We start from the raw sequence: 20,151 nt of genomic DNA, 5'->3' as shown, positions 1-20,151 counted from the left end.
GATGTGAGATCACTCCGTAGCCGGTGGTGCAGAGGTCTCTGAGGTGGAGATTGAGCCATCCGCCGCCTCCGTCTCTTCAGCGACGCTCACCACGGAGCCGGCCTGAACTTTCTGCAAGCCTTCCACAACAACCCGTTCGCCCGCCTGTAAACCGCTTTCCACAACCCACTGATCACCTAACGTCTGTCCTGTGGTCAAAGTTCGTTCTTCGATCGTGTTGTTCTCATCAATTACGTAGGCAAGCGCATTACCTTTCACGTCGCGACTTATAGCCACCTGCGGCACCAGTAATGCATTTTGCAAGACGGCACCCTCAAGCCGGATCTGCCCGTACATACCGGGAATCAATTCGCCGTTCGGGTTGGGGAATCGCGAGCGGGCCGTTACTGTACCGGTGGTCTCATCCACAATGGCATCAGCCAATTCCAGCGTTCCGACCGATTCATAGAGACTTCCGTCATGCTTGATGAGCCTTACTACAGGGTCGCCATTCGCAAGCTTGATCTTGCCTTGTTCGAATTGCTGTCGGATATACAGAAATTCCTCAGCCGATTGCGTCGCGTCCAGATAGACCGGGTCCAGCTGCTGCACGGTGGCAAGTGCTGTCGACTGATTGGCCGTGACCAATGCACCCTCGCTTACCGAAGAGCGCCCTATGCGGCCACTGATGGGTGAAGTAACGTTGGCGTAAGACAAAGAGAGTCTGGCAGACTCCAGGTTGGCCTCGGCAGAATCAACCGCCGAGACCGCCTGTTGGTAGGCAGCTTCAGCTTCTTCTGCACTCTCCTGACTGACGGCCTCAATCTTGACCAGATCGCGATAACGCATCGCCTTGGCCTTGGCGCTGACGACGGCCACCTTAGCACTGGCAAGCGTTGCCTCGGCATCCCTGACGGTAGTCTGAACAGACGTTGGGTCTATCTCGTACAGCACTTGCCCTGCTTCGACTTCGCTACCTTCGGTAAACAGGCGCTTGCGCACGATCCCACCCGTCTGTGGCCGAATTTCAGCAGTAACAGCGGCAACCACACGCCCGGTCAACTCTCTTGAAACAGGCACTTGGCTGCTCTCGACGGTATACGCTACGACCTCCATTGGTGGTGGATCCTCAGGGGCTGAAGCTGGCTCCTGAGTGCAGGCGGCAAGCGTTAATACCAGCAGTGCTGCCAACGTGACCGTGTTTGGTAAAGCCCAAACTGGACGAGGGCTTACAGGGGAGGCGCCGGACGTTCGAATCATGATGTTTTTCTCTGTGTACTTGGGCGAGGGTTTAGAGTGCAAACTGAGTTTTTCTATTCACGCTTTCCTCCTGGGCTTGGTTGACGCTGCGATGTCGTTACCCACGCGCTCCTGCAACCAAATTAGCAGATAGACCAGAGTGAAGGCACTCCCGACACCCGCCATTACAATAAAGACCAGCGCCGCTTGCCTTGGCAAGAACTCCAACAGTGACGTTAGAAACTGGCCCGAGAAGATGGCCATCGACAGGTAAGCTAAATTGCGGCCACGGCGCTCAGTCGGTGTGCGCTCCACTGTCATGTGGTTAACCAGCGGAATCGACAAGCCGAAGCCGATGCCAGAAAAGAGTGCGCCAAAACTCATTATTCGAATGCCTTCGGCCATGCCGAACAGGGTTAAGCTGGCTGTAAAGCTTGCAAAGGCCAGCGGCAGAGTCATATTTTCGCCAATAAGCCCGACAATGCGGGGCAGCATCATGGCCGTCGCTACCGCGACCAGCGCAATGGCTGCCAGGAAGAAGCCGATTTCCGCCTCGCGCAATCCCATGCTGGATAACTCCAGCGGTATCAGCACAATCGGCGTGAAGAACAGCATCATCGCTGCCAGGGCTGCTAGATAAACCCTTCCCATACCAGCACCGGAGGCGGCATCCGCAGCTACCCCAGCTTCCTTATCAGACGGTGCGCGACTCGGTACCCAGGCGCGCAACATCAACAGCATGACCCAAGCCAAGAAATAGATCGCAAAGGGCCAGTACCAGCCGATCTCCGCCAGAACGCCAGCGGTCAGAAGGAACAATACGCCGCCTAGCTCGATAGCCATGCCCTGATGGGCCAGCATCTTGAGGCGCTCCTGCCCCTGATACCAATGCGAGATCAGGCTGGTACCAGAGACCATCACCACGGCGGTAGCTCCGCCCAGTAACACCCGGTCGGCAAACACCAGCACCGGGCTTTGCAGCATAGCCCCGGCTACGCCCAATAGCCCGTAGCTTACCAGCCCCATCTGAAGAGCAGAGTAGGGGCCAATATGGTCGATCAGTCTTCCTGCTAACGGCGCAAAGAGAATCACGCCAAGAGCTGGCAGGGTGATGAGCCAGCTGGCGTGAGCGCTAACGCCGAGCGCAGATGAAATAATGGCCAGGCCAGGCGCTACTACCGTACCCACCATGATGGTCAGGCAGGCCACGGCCAGAAGGACAAAGCGTCCACGAGTGGAAAGGGAGGCAGGTGGGGTGTTCGGTATATCAACCATGACGAAGATCCTGGTTTGTTGTGGGTGTGGCGCTTGGATCTGTTCTGCGCATTGCAATGTGCAGAAGCAATGCGCCCAGCGATAGCACTACGGTGAGCCCCATCACGCCTGGCCAGCCGTACGCCGTCATCAACTGAACGCCGGCGGCGGAGCCTAGTGCAGCCCCCAGGTAGTAAAACAACATATACACGGCATTCAGACGGCTCTGGGCTGATGGTTCGATGGCGAATACCCGCACCTGATTGGGCACCTGGGCGGCGAAAACGCCAAGGTCTATCAGTACGATGCCGATGACCAGGCCAACCAGTGAATATTGATAGCCCCACAACACCAAGGTGCCGACCAGTAGTACCATCAGCGCCAGGAAGATAGTCTTCCAGGTGCCCAAGGGCACGACCAACCGACCGGACGCTTTGGCACCAATAATGCCAGCCATACCAGCAAAGCCGAACAGGCCCGCCTGTTGAAGATTCAAATCGAGTGGCGCATTCGTCAGGTGCAGCGCGAGGCTGGCCCATATGGCGTTGAAGGCGGCGAACCACAGCGCGCCGGTGAGTGCCGAGACTCTCAACAGTGAGTGCCTGCGAAAGAGACTCACCATAGAACCGATCAGCGCGGGATAACGCATGCCGTTAACTCGCGAGGTTTCAATTGGCAATAGACGCCACAGCAACAGTCCCCAAACCAGCGCAGTGGAGGCGGCCATCCAGTATACGGCTCGCCAACCCAGGTACTCGGCGAGGCTGCCGCTGAGCACCCGTGACAGTAAAATACCTACCGTCAGGCCGCTCATCATTGTGCCTAGCACCCGGCCTCTTTGCTGTGGTGATGACATGGAGGCAGCCAATGGAATCAGTTGTTGTGTGATATTGGCCCCCAAGCCCATCAGAAACGTGCCTATAACCAAGATCAAACCGCTCACGGCAGTGGCATGCAACACGAGCGAGCACACAAGCAGGCAAGACAATAGTGCAATCAGTTTGCGGCGTGGTATGACATCGCCCAGTGGCGAGATCAGGAGGATGGCTGCGGCATAACCGGCTTGTGTGGCGAACGGCACCAGGCCCAACAGCGTATCGCTTAACGATAAGCCATCACGCAGCGCTGGTAATAATGGCTGGTAGTAGTAAAGGTTGGCTGCCGTGAAGGCCACCGCTGTCGCCATCAGTAACAAAAGAAAAGTAGAGGGAGCATCTACCCCGTGAGACGGTTGGGATAATCCCTCGGTAGAGTGTGTTGATGACATTTTTACGCCTCCGTGAATATGCCCAAGTAGTGAGCAATACGGCGACTTTAACGACTTTTAGTTAATAACAGAAATAATGATATAGTATTCAATCTATACCTGATATGTATTAATTCGGAATGCATTATGGAGCTCAAAACCCTTAAAACCTTTGTGGCAGTGGCGGAGTTACGAAATTTTTCGGCTGCTGCACGACAGCTGCACACGGTTCAGCCGGCCGTCAGTCGACAGATTGCCGATCTGGAAGAAGAGCTCGGCACGCCTCTGATGTGGCGCAGCACTCGGGAGGTGAAGATTACGGCAGCGGGTGAGGTGTTGCTGGAGGATGCTCGGCGTATGCTGGCGCTTGAGGTCGAGGCACGTGAGCGGGTGACGCGAGCAGCCAGCGGCCAAAGCGGTCAGCTTCGAATCGGTTACATGAGTTCTGCGACCGCCCGCTTCATGCCGACTCTGCTCAAACAATTCAGCCGCCGTTATCCCGATGTGCACATAGAACTTTTCGAGATGACAGCACAACAACAGCTTGAAGCCTTCGCTCGTCGGGAGATTGATCTGGGGTTTTCGCGCCCGCTGCCTAAGCCTGATCCTCTCGGTTTGACCAGCCTATTGATCTATCAGGATCGCTTAATGGCAATCCTCCCCCAAGAACATGCCTTCGCCAAGCGCAAGCGGCTTGCACTCAATGAATTGGCCAAGGAAGACTTCGTGCTGTTTGAGCGAGGGCAGGCCAGTGGTCTGTTTGATAGGATTATCAATGCTTGCGGCGAAGCCGGCTTTTCCCCTCGTCTGATACGGCAGCCTGCTCAGATGCAGACATTGCTCAGCCAAGTAGCCAGCGGCATAGGGGTGGCTATTGCTCCGGCCTGTATTCGTTTTCTTCAAAGTGACGGCTGCGTCTTTATCACGCCGAGCCCAACTCAGCCGCCAATAGCACTCGAACTTCACTATATGCAGCATCCGCTTCGACCGACGGTCGAAGCCTTTATTAAGGAAGTCAGTCAGATGCTAGAGCAGATCAAAGTGCAAATGGAAACCGAGTAGGGCTGTGAATTAGCGGGGTTTGATCTTTTTGGGCCCGTTGAAAGCGCCAGTTTGGCCTTGGGTCTTTCTTTCCGGGGCATCCTGTTGGGTGTGAGCCCGGGTAAACTCGCCGATTGCAGTAATGGCTGAGTCTGCGGCCTCTATCCAGCCGTAATGCAGTTGAAAAACATGCCAGAGCCCATCGAATCGGGTCAGGACACAGTCAACGCCAGCGGCCTGTGCTTTTTCTTTTACTCTTTGGGCGTCGGATAGCAGGATCTCCTCTGAGCCCACTTGAATCAGTATGGGCGGAAAGCCCGAATAGTCTGAGTTAAGGGGGGAGGCGGCATATTCATCCCCTTGATAAGCCTCGGCAGCCCAGCGCAGCCAGCCCTCGGACAGCATTGGGTCACGATGGCTGTGGCTGGTTATGGTGTCGCCACCAAGGCTGGTATCGGCCCACGGTGAGATAAGCGTCAGCGAGGCTGGAAGCGGGATGCCGTTGTCCCGTAGCTTGGCTGCCAGGGCGAGGGTGAGTCCCGCGCCGGCAGAATCGCCGGCAATGCTGAGACTGGCTGGTGGCTGTCCTTGTTCCAGCAAGGCGCAGTAAACGGCAAATGCATCATCGAGGGCGGCTGGGTATGGGTGTTCCGGCGCCAGCCTGTAGTCCGGCAGCCAAACCTGGGCGCCTGCAGCATCGCCCACCGCAGCCGCAAGTTTGTGGTGGCTGGCGAAGCCTCCCATCACATAGGCGCCGCCATGCAGATAGAGTACGGCCCGTCCGGGCTCAGCCGTTTTCGGAAGAACGCAAAGGGTGGGTACATCGCTCAGTCGGGTTGAGCGGTACGTTGCCCCCTTGGGGCCGCGAAGTGTGGCTGCGGCGACACGACCCCAGAACCGCTGAAATGAGACGGGAACGCGCGCCGACAGTGCCGGCTTGATCATCAGACGTATCCCCCAGGATAGTACGCGCTCCATGGTCAAGTCTCCGAAGCAGTCGAGAGCGGCTGCAGTTCGTAGTCGTGAAGGTCCAAAGTTCCTGTTATAAAGCGATAGCTGAAAGTGAACCCTGGCCAGTTGTTGGTGTTCTTTCCTGATGCGGTTTTGTACCAGGAGGTGCAGCCGGCTTCCCAAACGCTTCCTTTAAGCTTCTCCTGAATCCGGGAGGAGTACTCGCTTTGTCGCCCTGCCTTGACGTTCATGTAGTGCAGGCCAGGGTCCTGAAGCATGCCGATGCATTGGGTCACGTAGCGAATCTGGGATTCCAGCATGAATACGATAGAGCTGTGGGCGAGGTTGGTGTTGGGCCCGTACAGAATGAATAGGTTCGGGAATCCGGAAACACTGATGCCTTTATACGCCTCGGCACCCTCTTTCCAGGCCTGGTTAAGATCCAGTCCGCCCAAGCCGGTCACTTTCATCGGGGCCAGGAAGTCAGTCGCCTTGAAGCCGGTGCCATAGATGATGGCATCCACTTCGTGTCGTGTGCCGTCCTTGGTGATGATGGCATGCTCTTCAATGCGCGCGATCTGATCGTTGATCAGGTCAAGGTTGTCCTGATTGATCGCGTCATACCAATCGTTGGAAATGAGCACCCGTTTGCAGCCAACCGGGTAGTCAGGAATGATCCGTTGCCGTTTTACCGGGTCTTTAATTTTTTTCTTGGCAAGGTTCTTGGCCTGCCATTTGAAAACGTTCAGCAGAAAGCCGAATCGTGTGAAGGCCAGTGCCCGGCTTTCGTTCTTCCAATAGATCATGGATCGGTATATGCGATCCACAGCCGGAATGGATTCAAACACCCATTGCTCGAACCCTGTGAACGGGCGATCCGGTTTTGGGATAACCCATGCTGCAGAGCGTTGGAAGAGCTTAAGCTCTTGCACCTTGGTTACGATCTGGGGAACAAACTGGACTGCACTGGCGCCCGTACCGATCACCGCAACCTTCCGGCCCGTCAGGTCGTAGTCATGATCCCAGCGGGCCGAGTGGAAGACCTTGCCTTTGAAGCTCTCGATACCTTCAATATTGGGATAAGTCGGTTGGTTTAGTTGCCCGGTTGCGGATACCAGTGCTGTCGCCTCGTAGCGGTCGCCACCTTTGGTTTCAATAATCCAGAGGCCACTGTCTTTGTTGAACGCGGCTGATTCAACTTCCTGGCTGAAGTGTATGTGATCCTGAAGGTCGTATTTGGCAACACAGCTTTCCATATACGCACGAATTTCAGGTTGCAGGCCGAATTTTCGGCTCCAGTTGCTCTTTGGCTCAAAGGAATAGGAGTACAGGTGAGACTGTACATCGCAGGCCGCGCCGGGATAGGTGTTATCCCGCCAGGTTCCGCCAACGCTCGCCGCCTTTTCCAGAATGGTGAAAGAGTCGATACCCGCTTTCTTCAGTTGGATGGCCATGCCAAGGCCGCCAAAGCCGGTACCGATGATCAGGGTATGGCATTGTGTCGTCTTGATGTTGTTGTCTTTTTCGCTCACGTCCCGTTCCTTGCCATTAAGTCTTGGAAGATTGGGCCAGTTTAGGAGGGGAGCTCTTGCCGGACGACCATCGGGTAGGACAAAATATCAATAAAAACGGACATAATGGTGTTAAGGGGAAAGGTATGTCTATCTGGGATATCCAGCGTACCGTCGTGAGTGCCCGTATATTGACAGACCTTGCGGTCGAGCTGGGCATGCCGGAGGCAAAGGTGCTTGCCGGGACCGGTATCAGTGCTGCTCAACTGCGATCGGCCGAGGCCTTGGTTGAGGCTCGGCAAGAGTTGCGGTTGATTTCTAATATGGTGGATGGACTTGGCCATGTGCCTGGGCTTGGTGTGCTGGCCGGTATGCGCTATCACTTTAATGCTTTTGGCGCGCTGGGGTTTGCGTTGGTAAGCAGCAGTACGCTGCGAGACGCCATTGAAATCGGGCTTAAATATGTCCAGTTGACCTTCGCCTTTTGCGCGATTGAACTCAAAGATCGGGATCGCGAGGTCTACATTCGCTTTCGGGCTGAAGGGATTCCAGAAAAACTTCGGCGGTTCATTGTCGAGCGTGACAGTGCCTGCTGCGTTACCTTGCAGACCGACATCTTCAGGAATTTTTCGCCCATTAAGTACATGTGTTTTGAATTCGAAACGCCGGTGGATGTTGCCCCCTATGAGACTTTCTATGGGGTCCAGCCGCGCTTTGGGGAAGCCGGTAATGACATGGTTGTGGATCGCGACCAGCTCAATGAGCCTTTGCCGCAGGCGAGTGAGTTGGCTCGTAGTGCCGCAGAGGTACAGTGTGACGCACTGTTGAACCACCGGTTGGAGAGGGCAGGGCTTTCGGCCAGGATCCGGCAGTATTTGGCCGGTCAGGCCAGGGATATGCCCGGCATGGAAGAGGTGGCGAAGGCCATGAACACGATTCCGAGAACCCTTCGTCGGCATTTGTCCCAGGAAAACACCAGCTTTGCGGAACTTCGTGACGAGGTCCGGCAGGCGTTGGCTGAGGAATACCTGGCGGGGCCGAAATTGTCGGTGGAGCAGGTGGCCGAGCGGCTAGGTTACTCAAGTTCGACCAGCTTTATTAACGCCTATAAACGCTGGTATGGAACGACGCCGGCTGCGAAACGAGCGGGCGAACTTATGGAGCATGGCCGGCGTTCGTGCTGACGTTTTGAGAGGTAGTGCCAAATTAAATTGAGTGATTGCTCAATAATCAGCTAGAGTGGTGGTCGGATGGAAAAACCGTGATTGTCTAGGAGCTGAAAGCGATGAATCCGAAGATCGATTATTACTTTACCTGCATTTCCCCATTTACCTATCTTGGCCACCGCGCATTCCTTGAGGCAGCCAGAACCGCTGGCGCTGACGTCAACTTCAAGCCGGTTAGACTGGCAAAAGTATTTGGTAATTCCGGCGCGAAACCTCTCCCTGAACGCCCGGTATGCCGACAGGAGTACCGCCTGCTCGAAATCGGGCGATGGGCGAAGAAACGCAACCTGGCGATCAACCTCAAACCTGCGCATTTTCCAACAGATCCCGGCCTGGCAGACCGGTGCGTGATTGCCCTGCAACAAGCCGGCGAAAACCCTGGCGAGTTTGTTCAGCTCGTTCTGGCAGCCTGTTGGGCGGAGGAGAAGAACATCGCGGACGAAGCCGTGATTCGTGAGATTCTGAGCAGCCTACAACTGGATGCCGAAGCTTTGGTGGCGGCAAGTGGGTCAGTCGCTGTTGGTGAGCAGTACGACCGCAACACTGAAGACGCGGTTGACCAAGGGGTGCTGGGCGCGCCGGCCTACTTGTTAAATGGGGAACAGTTCTGGGGTCAGGACCGGATTGAGTTGCTAGCGGAGACTCTGGAATCCCAACGCGGTATGAAACAATGATCGACCTCTATTACTGGCCCACGCCTAATGGCCATAAAATCACCACATTTCTTGAGGAAGCGGGGCTGGAATACCGAATCCATCCAGTGGACATCAGTGCCGGAGACCAGTTCAAACCGGAATTCCTCGCCTTCTCACCCAACAATCGTATGCCCGCCATCATCGACCACGCCCCTGAAGATGGTGGTAGACCTGTTACCGTGTTTGAATCCGGTGCCATCCTTCTTTACCTCGCGGAAAAAACCGGTCGTTTCCTTCCGGACGATCTCCGAGGGAAGAAAACCGTGCTGGAATGGCTGATGTGGCAGATGGGAGGGCTGGGGCCGATGGCGGGCCAGAATCACCACTTCGTCCAGTACGCCCCTGAACGAATTCCGTATGCGATCGATCGTTACGTCAATGAAACCAACCGTCTTTACGGAGTACTCGATGCCCGTCTGGCAGGCCGGGACTGGATTGCTGATGACTATTCCATCGCCGACATGGCCATCTATCCCTGGATCGTTCCTCACGAGCGGCAACAGCAAACCCTGTCTGACTTCCCCAATCTTGAGCGGTGGTTCCGCGCCATGCAGGCAAGGCCGGCAGTGGTCACGGCCTACGAGAAAGGGCTTCCCTGGTCCTCTCGCCCAGCGGTCACCGATGAAGGGAAAAAGCGTCTGTTCGGCCAAACGGCGGGTGTTAAAAAACAAACATAGGGCATCGCGTCTGGATATTCGTTGTTTTCCGAACCATTCCGATACGGGAGTGGAGTAGCGGTTATTCAGGCCTTCCTTTGTTGGCGGATTACGTGGTTCGCAATTTGATCCATCTGAATGTCCACTTTGCGACCAAGCCGATCTTTCTCAGCTTTTACACAAAAGCGAACATTCGCACTGCTCCCGTTTCAACTGAATTTCCGCTCAGATGGACGCCGTAATTTGGTCGTTCTCACTCTGGCAAACGATCAAATGGACTCACCGTTCCTGCACGTTTATCGCCAATAACGTGCGTGTAGATTTCGGTCGTGCGAATGTCGCTATGGCCGAGAATCTCCTGAACTGTCCGGATATCGCTTCCCGATCGCAATAACTCTGTTGCAAAGGCATGCCGGAAAGTATGCGCCGTTACTCTCTTCGTAATCCCACTAGACTGAACGGCTTGTCGTAACTGTCGGGAATACGTTGAGTGATGAAGGTGGTGCCGGCAAACGTATCCAGCAATGGGATGAAGGCAACGCGTTGAAGAAGGAAAGAGGTACTGCCACCCGAAGTCTTTCATCGCTGGTCCATACTTCTTATGCAGTGAACCCGGAACTGATGTGAGCCCGAATCCATCGGCGATATCGGACTGATGTACCTCCCGGGCATGGACGACCTGGCGTTTAACGCTCTCTCTGAGATTGCCCGGTAGGAGTGTGTATCGGTCCTTGCGGCCCTTCCCGTTAAACACCAGTAAGCTCCGGCTTTTCAGGTCGAGATCCTTGATGCGCAGCGAAAGTGCTTCGTTGATTCTCAAACCGCAACCATACAGGAGAGCGGTGATGAGCCAATATTCAGCTTCCAGATTACCAAGAATCGATGCAACTTCTTCGGGGTTGAGAACAGTCGGCATTCGCCGAGGTGTTTTGGTCATCTTGTACTGAAGGTTTTCGATCTCCCGTTTCAACACGTTCTTGTAGACGAAAATTATTGCGCACAGTGCCTGGTTTTGGGTGCCTGGGCTAACTCCACGATTGACGGCCAGGTGATTCAGAAAGCGCTCAATTTCGTAATTTCCCATTATTTCCGGGTGTTTCTTGTCATTGAACAGAATGAACTGGCGAACCCAGTAGAGATAGGACTTCTCGGTTCGGTAGCTGTACTGTTTTGTTCTGATCTCTGTGCGAATCGATTCCAGAAACGGTGATTTCACTATAATCGCCCTCCTTGGCTAAATAGCTGTATATATGTACAGTTATAATTAAAAGCCCCCAAAAATGCTAATTTTTTTGCGGTTTAATTTGCACAATGCTGCACACTTTTCACAGAGCACCTCTGTAGGCGACTGTTTAATAAGCGGAATTTTTAGATCCCCTGGATTTAACTTGCAAAAACGTGCACGTTAAACCCGCGTGCAAACTTTTGACAGAGGCGAGGCTGGTTGCGACCGCAAAACTAGGCTTGTAAAACGATGAAAAAGAACGATTATTGGAGCTGTGACGCAGTTTTAAATGAGGTGGTGGGTTTGCGGTTTAATAAGAATTCAAGCTAATAAGCTGTTACATGCTCACCCACATACATAACCAAACCTGAGTTGGCTAAGAGAGAAAAATGGCGCTGAAGCGGAATTTTCGACGAAACCAGCCTATTTCTTCAAATGAAGACTTAGAAAAGGCTTTAACCCAAATCGCCAAAACCGCGAGTGAGGGTAAAAATAGCTCTTCATCCAGTTTCGAAAAATTTAGCACTATTTTCGCCAACCTCTCCCAAGTCTTAATGCTTGCAGTTGTTTTGTGGGGCTACTTCTATACGGTAGTACCCGTATTTCAAAAGGAAAAATTAACAGAAGATTTGGCCCGCCTCAAAATCGAGAAGTCGCGCTGGGAGCAAGAGATAGACAGCTATGCTAACAAAATCCAACGGACTCAAGAGGAGCTCTCCTCACTAGAATCAGATAGGGATGAATTAGAAAATGAATTGATCCGAATTCGCTCGGAGAAGCAGCAGACTGAGAAGGCACTAGAGCAATTAGCAATTCGAGAACAAACTTCAAGGGAAAAGCTTAAGACTACTGCTGAGGCGCTGGCTGATGCGGAGGATCAGCTTTATGAGCAGCAGCGACGCAGGCTACTCGGTAAAATCCCATTGTCCATGGAATTCGTTTTCCTTGTAAATAACACGGGCAATGTATTTAGTATTTTCAAGCGTGACTCGGTGAACGCTGTTGCAGATGAACTAAAAGCCGCGTTTATTCAGCCGATAAGATTTGTAGAAAAGAAACTTGATGAGCTGAAAGAGCAGGCGAATTCTGCCTCAAGCGAAATATATCGAAATGTTCAGCTGCGTCTTTTAGATGAGTTCAAGACTGGGATTCAGGAAAATGCATCTGTCCTTCAGTGTCCCGAACCAAACTTCCAATCTTGGGAAGCTGAGTTCGGCAGAGCATTAACCATGGGCGATGAAATGGTTGAACGCTGCATCGACTTTCATTTTAAGGTGAGAGGAGAAAAGGAAGATTGGTCTCAGCGAGAAATTTCGTCACTTAAAAGCTCAGATTTCTGGGGCGAGCAGCGAAGAATCTATTCTCACAGCTGTTCAGTGGCAATCGACTACAAAATTAGCGAGTTATATCGTGAACGTTGGAGTCATGTTAACGAACCCTGCGAGGAAAGGTTGAGGAGGATAAGTTCAATTGCGTTGGTACCAGAATCAACATTGAGCCTCACGCCTTTTAGGGACATGTCTCCGCCTTCCGAATCCTATGTAAGATCTCAGGTTCAGGCCTCGATTGATGGCTGGTACAAACCCGCAAACTAAAACATGTAACAATCGGCTGCACAGCGACCGATTCTCCGCCGCTTCGCGGCTCCAAACCGGCGCGTGAGCCGGGCGTTAAACGGATACGATGAAAGAACTAAACCATAAAATTCACGGCAAGGTTCTCCGTCCGGCGAGCTTTCAGGAGCTTTTTTCCCAGATCTGTCAGCCTAGTGGAAAGCATAACCACAGGGTATGGATGTGGCGGGGGCAGAGCGATGTAAGCTGGAAGATTGATAGTTCAGGGTATCGGCGTCTCAAAGCTTCTTCGAATTATCAAACTGGGGATGGTGAGAAAGACCTGATCAGGTATGAAAGTAACCTTCTCCAGCAGGCGACACATCGTGGGTACAGATACTCCGAGGGTCGAGTTCTAACTGATTTCGAGCTTCTAGCCAGATTACAGCATCATGGCGCCGCAACCAGGCTGGTTGATTTCACAAGAAATGCCTTGGTCGGTTTATGGTTTGCGTGCGCAGAGAATATAAGCAAGTCTGGACTCTTGATTGGTTTTGATACTTGGTATTTGGGTGGCTATGAAAAAGAGCTTGAGAATAGAAGCTATGCGGAAATCGTAGCTGACCTTGGAGACTATCCGCTCATCACTTGGGAACCGCCAGGCATTTCGCCCAGAATAGCGGTTCAGCACAGCCAATTTATATACAGTGCGGTTTCCGACAGTTCTCGCGGTAGTTTAGTCTTTCCCGAGGAAGGTGCGTTCAGGCTGTTTGAGATCACACCAAGGCTTAAACGAGAGTCATTGGAAATCCTTACGCAGGTCTTTGATATTGATCGCTCTGTTCTATTCCCGGATATCGATGGATTTTCCTCTTACCATTCAGTCTCAGAAGATATTAGCGGCATGCATCGGTGGTAAATTCGTTTAACAATCGGCTGCACAGCGACCGGTTTTCCGCCGCTTCGCGGCTCCAAACCGGCGCGTGAGCCGGGCGTTATAAATCCTTACCGGAGGACTTGTGAGCATCAGGCCGGCAATGTTGGCAGATAAACATGAAATCGAGCGTTTAGCGCATGTGCTGACGCCTTCCTCTGAATCAAAGCATCAATCGGGCGATTCACTGGGTCTGCTTTTAAACTCAGACGGCCATCGGATATGGGTAGCGGATTTAGGTGAAGCGGTTGTTGGTTGGCTGCACGCATATTTGGCGGTTCGGGTTGGAGTGGCACCATTTATTGAAATAGCTGGCCTTATAGTTGATGAGCAGCACCGAAGTGAAGGAATTGGTTCTAAGTTGGTTGCGGAAGCTATCACCTGGGCCAAGTCATTGGGTGTTACCGTCCGAGTTCGCAGTAATTCAAAGCGCGAAGCCACCCACAATTTTTACCAAGCACAAGGCTTCAAATTATTGAAGCAACAGCATGTTTTCGAGTTCAATTTATAACAAGGCGCAGCAGTACGTGGCCTACGGCCACCGGACGCCCCTGTGCTTCAGCGTTAGGCGAATAAAAGAGAGCTATGGAAGTCCGACAGTATTAAAGGTGACGGTATGCAGTGGTATGAGCGCCTCAGTCACGCTTGTGACTATGAAGCGGAGAGCATTGAGAAAGAGCATGAGCACTTTCGAAAAGAGGCAAAAGAGGCTCCACTGAAAGAACTCGAGCTTTTTCTGTCGTCGCCGTCGGGTAAATACCAGGCTCACGCTAGAGCTGTAATGGAGCAGGTGTACAAGGAGAGATCCCAGAAGCTGCATGAGCAGAAAGCTTTCAGGGAGGGCCGTGCTGCCTGGTGGCGAGGGTTGGCTCAGCAGATTAGTTCGCAAGTTATCGGAACATTGCTGATTGGCATGGTTGTGGGGTTCATTACTGGAGTTTGGTTCTGTGGGTCAGGGAGTTCGTAGCCTGCCTAACAAGGCCATCAAGGTTCTTTCGGGCCTTTGGCCCTCCACCGGACGCCCTTGTCAGGGCGCCGCTTATGGCTGGCGTTATGGCGGTGGTTGCCGGACTGTAAGCCACTGGGTACTATCCGTTTTGGAAAAAACCATGGAAAGGAGAAAATACAATGGACTGTCCTACGATTTCGGGATTGAAGCTGGACTCTGAAGATCAGGAAGCACTGGAGGCAATAAGGAAGGCTCAGCGCAATGGAAACATGCTTGAGATTCTTTTACCTGCTGGTGTTTTAACAACGATATTTCTTGGCAATAACTCTGCGCAAGTAACCTTCAACGTTCATTCCACCGACTGGGTTTTGTTCGCGCAGTCTATGAGCAAAATTCAGCCTATTGTAAGAAAAACCATATCCAAAATTGCTCAAATGCAAAGACTCAGAGCAGGGTTGTCATACGAGCAACGCCAATTCTGGGAAGCCGTGGATAATGGTTGCGGGGGCTACTAATATGAAAATCAATTTCAAGTTCGCATGCCCTTTACTACTCGCCGCCACTTCTGCGCTTGCTGGCGGTAATGACGAAGCTAGTGCACATCGGTATATCTCTGAAAGAATCGCCCAATATGGAGAAGCAGTGGAGCGGTGTGAACAGGTAGGGGCTAGCCGCCCTTTACCCGATGAGTCAGTGATCAAACATTTGCGTAGCTACAGTATCGAGGATGTTAGAGTTTTTCTTATCACACGTAGCTCGCTTGTTTCGGAAGTTTGCGAAAAGCCAGAGTTGACTGAATTGGCTTACGCAATTGCTGTTTTGGAGGGTGCTGATGTTTCCGGTACACCAAAAGAGATTGTACAGAATATAAAATTACTGGTTTTTGGTGAATCTACTTGGGGGCTGAAAAAGAAATATCTTGAGCTTCCAACGAATGTCCAAAATATTTTGGAGCAGACGGATTATTTTGATAAGCCATTTGACGATATGGCTATCCTGGATGCTATCGAAAATACCAAAAAGCCATAACCAGTGACTGTGGTGTCAATTCTATAAATTAAGCCATTTCACCCCGCCATGATTCCTGGTTTTTGATCATGGTATTGAGCACCACAATCATCTTTCTCATGCAGGCGATGAGGGCGACTTTCGGGATCTTGCCCTGGGCCTTCAGGCGTTCATAAAAGCGTTTGAACACCGGGTTGCACTGGATGGATGAGAGCATGGCCATGAACATCACGGTGCGGACTCTGTGGCGGCCACCTCGTATCCTTCGTTTGCCGTTGAGCTTGCCACTGTCTCGGTTGATGGGCGCTACGCCGACAAGCGCCGCGATCTCCTTGCGGTTCAGTGAACCGAGTTCTGGGAGTTCACTCAGGAAGGTGTAGGCGAGCACTTTTCCAACGCCAGGCACGCTGGTCATGATCTCCATTTTGGTACGCCACTGATCCACTTTGGCCACCTCTTGCTCAATCTGCCGGGTGACTGTTTCAATCTGGCTCTGGAGCATTCTGAGCATACTTTTGATCGACCGGTGAAGGGATTTCGGCAAGATCTGGAGACGGTTTTTCTCCATGGTGGACATTTCCAGAAGCTGAGAACGTCTGACCAGTAAGTCCTTAATCTTCTGGGAGGTTTTGTCGGGAATAGGCTTGATCTCGGGTTTCAATGTGGCGGCGTATTGCGCAATGACCTGAGCATCAATGCGGTCGGTTTTGGCGAGCACGCCGATGGCCTGGGCGTAGCGTCGGACACTGATGGGATTGACCACTATGATGGGCAAATCAGCCTGATCGCAGGCTTGAACCAGCGCATGTTCGTACCGCCCCGAGGCTTCCACGACGATGCGTTCGATCGCGTAATTTTTGAGGATACGGACAAAGCGGCGAATATGCGCTTCGGTATTTGGGATGGTGTAGAACTGCCCGGAAGGATGAAGTGCGATGTCCAGATTGGCTTTACCGACATCGACACCGACATTGACTGGGGTTTGGATTTCCGTGTTGTTCATAATAAGCTGACTCTGCCTTGCTATACGGGCTCGAGGCCCCGATGACTGTTCGAGTTATCGCTTGAGAGTCATGCAGCGCTACACACTGGTTATCGGTCTCTCGACAGAGGAGCCGGTCAAGCATCGAGCTGCTGCATGAAGGCCCCAGCGGCCACTGGGGGTGGGCCTCAATTTACCCAAACACGGCAGAAATTATCCATACAAGTGCAGGCACGGCGACGCCTACTACATTGCGCCTTCGGCTCCATTTCGTAGGCGCGCATGCTGCAAGCGTTATACAGACTAAGGAGAGTCAGGTTTGGAGTTAATCAACGTAGTCCCCTGGGGCCGGTCTTTTGAAGAATATCAGGCGATGTTCGGATTATCCGAGGGTGACCTGAGCAAGCGAATCCTTGGTTGTGGTGATGGCCCCGCGAGCTTCAATGTAGAGGCAACCGACCGTGGGTGCCAGGTCACGTCTTGTGATCCGGTTTACCAGTTTCAGGTCGACGAAATACGTCGCCGGATTGATGAAGTGTACCCGGAAATCATGACTAAGATGCGGCAGGACGCAGACAAGTATATTTGGGAGTCACTGAGTAGCGTCGAGCATCTTGGCGAGGTTCGCATGAATGCCATGTCGAGGTTCTTGGCTGACTTTGAGGCAGGCTGTCAGCAAGGGCGGTATGTATCAGCGTCTTTGCCATCGCTGTCATTTTCCGGCTCCGAGTTCGATTTGGCACTCTGCTCCCACTACCTTTTCCTCTACAGTGACCATGTGGATGGGACAGCTCACCTCAAATCAATGCGGGAGCTTTGCAGAGTGGCGACCGAAGTCCGTGTCTTCCCTATTGTATCCTTGGACGGAGAGGTCTCGAAGCATTTGGATCAGGTAATGACCGCACTATCCGGCGATGGGATTGATGTCACATTGCAGCCTGTCAATTACCGGTTTCAAAAAGGTGCTACTGAGATGTTGGTGGCAAAGTCCGTATAACCAATGGCTGTTGTCGGACGCACCTACGCTGCGCTCCGGTACGCCGCAAAGCCAGGCGTTAAAAACGAAATGGGAACTTGGGCTAATGCCACTTATTTATAGAGGTCTTGCTGCTCTCCTCTTACTGCACTCTATGTCAACGCTAGCAGAGGATCGCGAGACACCCTCGTGCGAACTGGTCGGGTATTTAGCAGAGAATATTATGCAGGCCCGTCAGAATGGTGTGCCTGATGATGAGATGATTGCAATGTCTGAGTCAGTGGCTTTTGCAAAAGTGGTGGTCGCGGATGCTCTTCTAGTTCCCGTGAACAGAATGGTGTGGAACCGGAACGAGGCAGTTAAGGACTTCAAGGAAAAGTGGTTCACGAAATGCCTTGGGTTTCGAAAATGGTTTGCTGCCGACCAAGAATCACTTCTACCTCAGTCCAATAAGTCTCCTCCACAGCTTTGGTCGCATCACAAAGTATTGAATTTAAATGCAAAAACCTGCTCAGATAGGGGCGTTACGACTCTTAAGTCTCTAAACTTTACCGCTGTTGTTCGTAGTGGCACCTATGTATACGGTAACTCTGGATCCAACAGGGCCGCAGTAAAATGTGTTGGCCAGAAGGGGGAGTCTTCGTTTCTCTATCTTTCCGTTGCAGGCCCAGAAAAAGAACCTGTAGAGAACTTGCGCAATGTAATTGCACGCCTTATGTCACGGTCGGAGTAAGCGTCAGACATTTTTAACAAGGCCAGGCACGGCGACGTCTACTACATTGCGGCTTCGCCTACATTCCATAGCCGCGCATGCTGGCTGGCGTTAGGCTCCCAAGTAACTGTGCAGGGGAAAGAGAATGAGTGATGCTGGCTCAGGGAAAGTTGAAAAAGCAATAAGTCATTTCCAGCGTCGTGCGGAGAAAGCCCTAGCACTGGAAAAGTTACTTGATGAAGCAGATTTTCCCGAGAAACTTAACCTAAATGACCTTCCAGCACTTGAAAGTCGAGCTCGCTTATACATTTCCATTGCTCAGGCTAGGTATGATGCCGGTGAAATATCAGAGCACGAGCTTCTATTTCACAAATGCTTCGTTATTGAAAACCAAGTTCACGAGTCTAGATGGTCCAATGGTGTTTATGCTGAAGTTCTAGACCCTATAGCTGAAAAAATGAAAACAGTAGAAAAAGCGTATGGACTTACTGATGATCAGTTCTGGCTAATATCGGATGCTCCAGAAGAATATCGTCTTCTATCTTCAGATTATGACAGCGAGATGGAGCGGAAATTACTCGAAACATTTGTCGAGTTTGGGGCTGACGATTTAAAAGAGCTGTATCTGAGCAACAGAGAAGAATTTGATAGACTCCATCATATTGGTGGAAAATCGATATTTCTGAGTGGTGATAAGCCGAGATTGCAGTCTCTCGCCAATTCATACGAAGATGAAGCGGATCGAGCTGAAAAAGCAGGTGCATATTTGGCTGCCTCAGTAATGCTTGGATCGGCGATTGAGGCGAGACTGATAGTCACTTGCTTGGAAAACGAAGAAAAAGTAAGAGAAACCTTGGATCGACTGCAGTTGACGAATAAGGATTTGAAGTCTAAAAACCCTGTCACTTGGCCCTTGGATATACTTATTAAAGTTTGCTCCTCTGCAGGTTGGGTTCCGGACTACAAAGTAGGTGGATTTACTTTTAGTGGAAACAAAATGGCCGAATTTCTGCGTTCTACACGCAATCAAGTGCATCCAAAAGTTAAACTAAAGCGATCTAAGGGGCTAGTGATGGGACTGGAGCAATTCAAAGATATAAGAAGCGCTCATAGTCTCCTATCATCGTCGTTGAACTGGCCTAACAAACAAAAGCAGTCGGACGCATAAAAGCGCCTCTGTTTTGGACGTTAAGTTTTAAGGAAGTTTATGAAGGGAGATCATCAGGTAATTCTGTTTATTATTTTTTGCCTAGCTGGCTTTTTTCTCGGAATAAACCTCAGTGCTGACTTTGAACTCACTGGGCTTGGAGACTTCGTAGTGTCCTTTACGACTCTACTTGCCGCTTTCTCAGGCGCTTGGTATGCATTTCACCTCCAGAATAAGAGAGACCTTCAAGCGGAAGAAATCAGACGAGTTGAAGCGGCCAACAGAGCTATCTTCACGCTTGCAAGAAAGCTCGGTAAGGTCCGCAATATTTCGAAGCAGTTCGTGAGCCCTTTCAGGGCCGATCCGCTGTATTTTTTAGCGATTCCGCCAATTGCTGGTATCTCGAATAGTAGTACCACGATAAATTACGACGAGATTTCTTTCTTATTTAATTCCGATGACCCAAATTTGATGGCTGAGTTGTCAAATGCTGAAGAGGCTTATAATGCCATGCTTGACGGCTTTGCTCTCAGATCGGAAATGCATTTTAAACAACTTCAACCTTTGGCCGAGAAAGCCGGGTTCGAAGATTATGTAGAGTATAGCGACGAGCAAATTAGAACTGCAATTGGTGTTAGGCTATACAACGGTATGAAATCTCAAACCGACGCTTTAATTGAGTCACTGGATAGCTTGGAAGAAAGCCTTCTTGAACTATCATCCAGATTAACTGAGACAGCAAAATCACAGTTTAAAGGTCACACTATTATTGGTGTCGCCAAAGATACTTAACAAGCGGGTGAAGCTGACCGGTACTACGCTGCGCTTCGTACCGGCAGCATACCCAAGGCGTTAGAAACTCACAGG

General features: G+C 51.7%; 20 protein-coding genes. 13 read left to right on the top strand and 7 right to left on the bottom strand.

Annotated features, from left to right (window positions below):
• Positions 1–9: 9 nt before the first annotated feature.
• Genes K5L82_RS09535 through K5L82_RS09525 form a run of 3 tightly spaced genes read right to left on the bottom strand, consistent with a single transcriptional unit; the run spans position 10 to position 3,739 of the window.
• Positions 10–1,239 carry an efflux RND transporter periplasmic adaptor subunit gene (locus K5L82_RS09535; RefSeq protein WP_223133936.1) on the bottom strand — a complete coding sequence of 410 codons (1,230 nt, stop codon included), beginning with the start codon at positions 1,237–1,239 and terminating at the stop codon, positions 10–12.
• Positions 1,240–1,296: 57 nt separating this feature from the next.
• Positions 1,297–2,493: an MFS transporter gene (locus K5L82_RS09530; RefSeq protein WP_223133935.1), complete on the bottom strand. Its 1,197-nt coding sequence runs from the start codon at positions 2,491–2,493 to the stop codon at positions 1,297–1,299.
• Positions 2,486–3,739: an MFS transporter gene (locus tag K5L82_RS09525; RefSeq protein ID WP_262492558.1), complete on the bottom strand. Its 1,254-nt coding sequence runs from the start codon at positions 3,737–3,739 to the stop codon at positions 2,486–2,488. The genes K5L82_RS09530 and K5L82_RS09525 overlap by 8 nt, the downstream gene beginning before the upstream one ends.
• Before the next feature lie 126 nt (positions 3,740–3,865).
• Here K5L82_RS09525 and K5L82_RS09520 point away from each other — a divergent pair, with 126 nt between their 5' ends.
• Positions 3,866–4,780: a LysR family transcriptional regulator gene (locus K5L82_RS09520; protein WP_223133934.1), complete on the top strand. Its 915-nt coding sequence runs from the start codon at positions 3,866–3,868 to the stop codon at positions 4,778–4,780.
• A gap of 9 nt (positions 4,781–4,789) precedes the next feature.
• Here the strand turns inward: K5L82_RS09520 and K5L82_RS09515 are convergent, their stop codons facing one another.
• A complete protein-coding gene (locus K5L82_RS09515; RefSeq protein ID WP_223133933.1) occupies positions 4,790–5,737 on the bottom strand; it encodes an alpha/beta hydrolase in 948 nt (315 codons plus the stop codon).
• Positions 5,738–5,739: 2 nt separating this feature from the next.
• Positions 5,740–7,242: an NAD(P)/FAD-dependent oxidoreductase gene (locus K5L82_RS09510; protein ID WP_316933384.1), complete on the bottom strand. Its 1,503-nt coding sequence runs from the start codon at positions 7,240–7,242 to the stop codon at positions 5,740–5,742.
• A 125-nt stretch (positions 7,243–7,367) separates the two neighbouring features.
• Between K5L82_RS09510 and K5L82_RS09505 the strand changes: the two genes are divergently transcribed.
• The 3 genes from K5L82_RS09505 to K5L82_RS09495 all read left to right on the top strand — a co-directional run bounded on the left by K5L82_RS09505 (position 7,368) and on the right by K5L82_RS09495 (position 9,819).
• Positions 7,368–8,405 carry an AraC family transcriptional regulator gene (locus K5L82_RS09505; RefSeq protein ID WP_223133932.1) on the top strand — a complete coding sequence of 346 codons (1,038 nt, stop codon included), beginning with the start codon at positions 7,368–7,370 and terminating at the stop codon, positions 8,403–8,405.
• Between the two features lie 101 nt (positions 8,406–8,506).
• Positions 8,507–9,121 carry a 2-hydroxychromene-2-carboxylate isomerase gene (locus tag K5L82_RS09500; protein ID WP_223133931.1) on the top strand — a complete coding sequence of 205 codons (615 nt, stop codon included), beginning with the start codon at positions 8,507–8,509 and terminating at the stop codon, positions 9,119–9,121.
• Positions 9,118–9,819, top strand: a complete 702-nt coding sequence (locus K5L82_RS09495) for a glutathione binding-like protein (RefSeq protein WP_223133930.1) — start codon at positions 9,118–9,120, stop codon at positions 9,817–9,819. The genes K5L82_RS09500 and K5L82_RS09495 overlap by 4 nt, the downstream gene beginning before the upstream one ends.
• A 232-nt stretch (positions 9,820–10,051) precedes the next feature.
• On the opposite strand, the gene K5L82_RS09490 is transcribed toward K5L82_RS09495, so the two are convergent.
• On the bottom strand, positions 10,052–11,014 hold the full coding sequence (locus K5L82_RS09490) for an integron integrase (protein WP_316933383.1): 963 nt from the start codon (positions 11,012–11,014) through the stop codon (positions 10,052–10,054).
• Positions 11,015–11,412: 398 nt separating this feature from the next.
• Here K5L82_RS09490 and K5L82_RS09485 point away from each other — a divergent pair, with 398 nt between their 5' ends.
• The 5 genes from K5L82_RS09485 (at position 11,413) to K5L82_RS09465 (ending at position 15,488) form a co-directional block, all read left to right on the top strand.
• Positions 11,413–12,618 carry a hypothetical protein gene (locus K5L82_RS09485; protein WP_223133929.1) on the top strand — a complete coding sequence of 402 codons (1,206 nt, stop codon included), beginning with the start codon at positions 11,413–11,415 and terminating at the stop codon, positions 12,616–12,618.
• 88 nt (positions 12,619–12,706) lie between these two features.
• Positions 12,707–13,495 carry an FRG domain-containing protein gene (locus tag K5L82_RS09480; RefSeq protein WP_223133928.1) on the top strand — a complete coding sequence of 263 codons (789 nt, stop codon included), beginning with the start codon at positions 12,707–12,709 and terminating at the stop codon, positions 13,493–13,495.
• 100 nt (positions 13,496–13,595) lie between these two features.
• Positions 13,596–14,021, top strand: coding sequence for a GNAT family N-acetyltransferase (locus K5L82_RS09475; RefSeq protein WP_223133927.1), 426 nt, complete (start codon positions 13,596–13,598; stop codon positions 14,019–14,021).
• A 617-nt stretch (positions 14,022–14,638) separates the two neighbouring features.
• Positions 14,639–14,974, top strand: a complete 336-nt coding sequence (locus K5L82_RS09470; RefSeq protein ID WP_071266080.1) for a hypothetical protein — start codon at positions 14,639–14,641, stop codon at positions 14,972–14,974.
• 1 nt (position 14,975) lies between these two features.
• Positions 14,976–15,488 carry a hypothetical protein gene (locus K5L82_RS09465; RefSeq protein WP_223133926.1) on the top strand — a complete coding sequence of 171 codons (513 nt, stop codon included), beginning with the start codon at positions 14,976–14,978 and terminating at the stop codon, positions 15,486–15,488.
• Between the two features lie 28 nt (positions 15,489–15,516).
• Here K5L82_RS09465 and K5L82_RS09460 read toward each other — a convergent pair whose 3' ends face one another.
• Positions 15,517–16,470 (bottom strand): IS110 family transposase, encoded by a 954-nt coding sequence (locus tag K5L82_RS09460; protein ID WP_223133925.1) that lies wholly within the window; start codon positions 16,468–16,470, stop codon positions 15,517–15,519.
• Between the two features lie 298 nt (positions 16,471–16,768).
• Here K5L82_RS09460 and K5L82_RS09455 point away from each other — a divergent pair, with 298 nt between their 5' ends.
• The 4 genes from K5L82_RS09455 (at position 16,769) to K5L82_RS09440 (ending at position 20,076) form a co-directional block, all read left to right on the top strand.
• A complete protein-coding gene (locus K5L82_RS09455; RefSeq protein ID WP_223133924.1) occupies positions 16,769–17,446 on the top strand; it encodes an SAM-dependent methyltransferase in 678 nt (225 codons plus the stop codon).
• A 202-nt stretch (positions 17,447–17,648) separates the two neighbouring features.
• A complete protein-coding gene (locus tag K5L82_RS09450; RefSeq protein WP_223133923.1) occupies positions 17,649–18,158 on the top strand; it encodes a hypothetical protein in 510 nt (169 codons plus the stop codon).
• A 124-nt stretch (positions 18,159–18,282) separates the two neighbouring features.
• Entirely contained in the window at positions 18,283–19,305 is a 1,023-nt protein-coding gene (locus K5L82_RS09445) for a hypothetical protein (protein WP_223133922.1), read from the top strand.
• A gap of 39 nt (positions 19,306–19,344) precedes the next feature.
• Positions 19,345–20,076 carry a hypothetical protein gene (locus K5L82_RS09440; protein WP_223133921.1) on the top strand — a complete coding sequence of 244 codons (732 nt, stop codon included), beginning with the start codon at positions 19,345–19,347 and terminating at the stop codon, positions 20,074–20,076.
• The last annotated feature ends 75 nt before the right edge of the window (positions 20,077–20,151 follow it).

The sequence above is a fragment of the Marinobacter sp. AL4B genome, assembly GCF_019916045.1.
Classification (GTDB): Bacteria; Pseudomonadota; Gammaproteobacteria; order Pseudomonadales; family Oleiphilaceae; genus Marinobacter.
The sequence above is the reverse complement of the archived record's forward strand: the minus strand, read 5'-3'. Positions and strand labels throughout refer to the sequence as shown.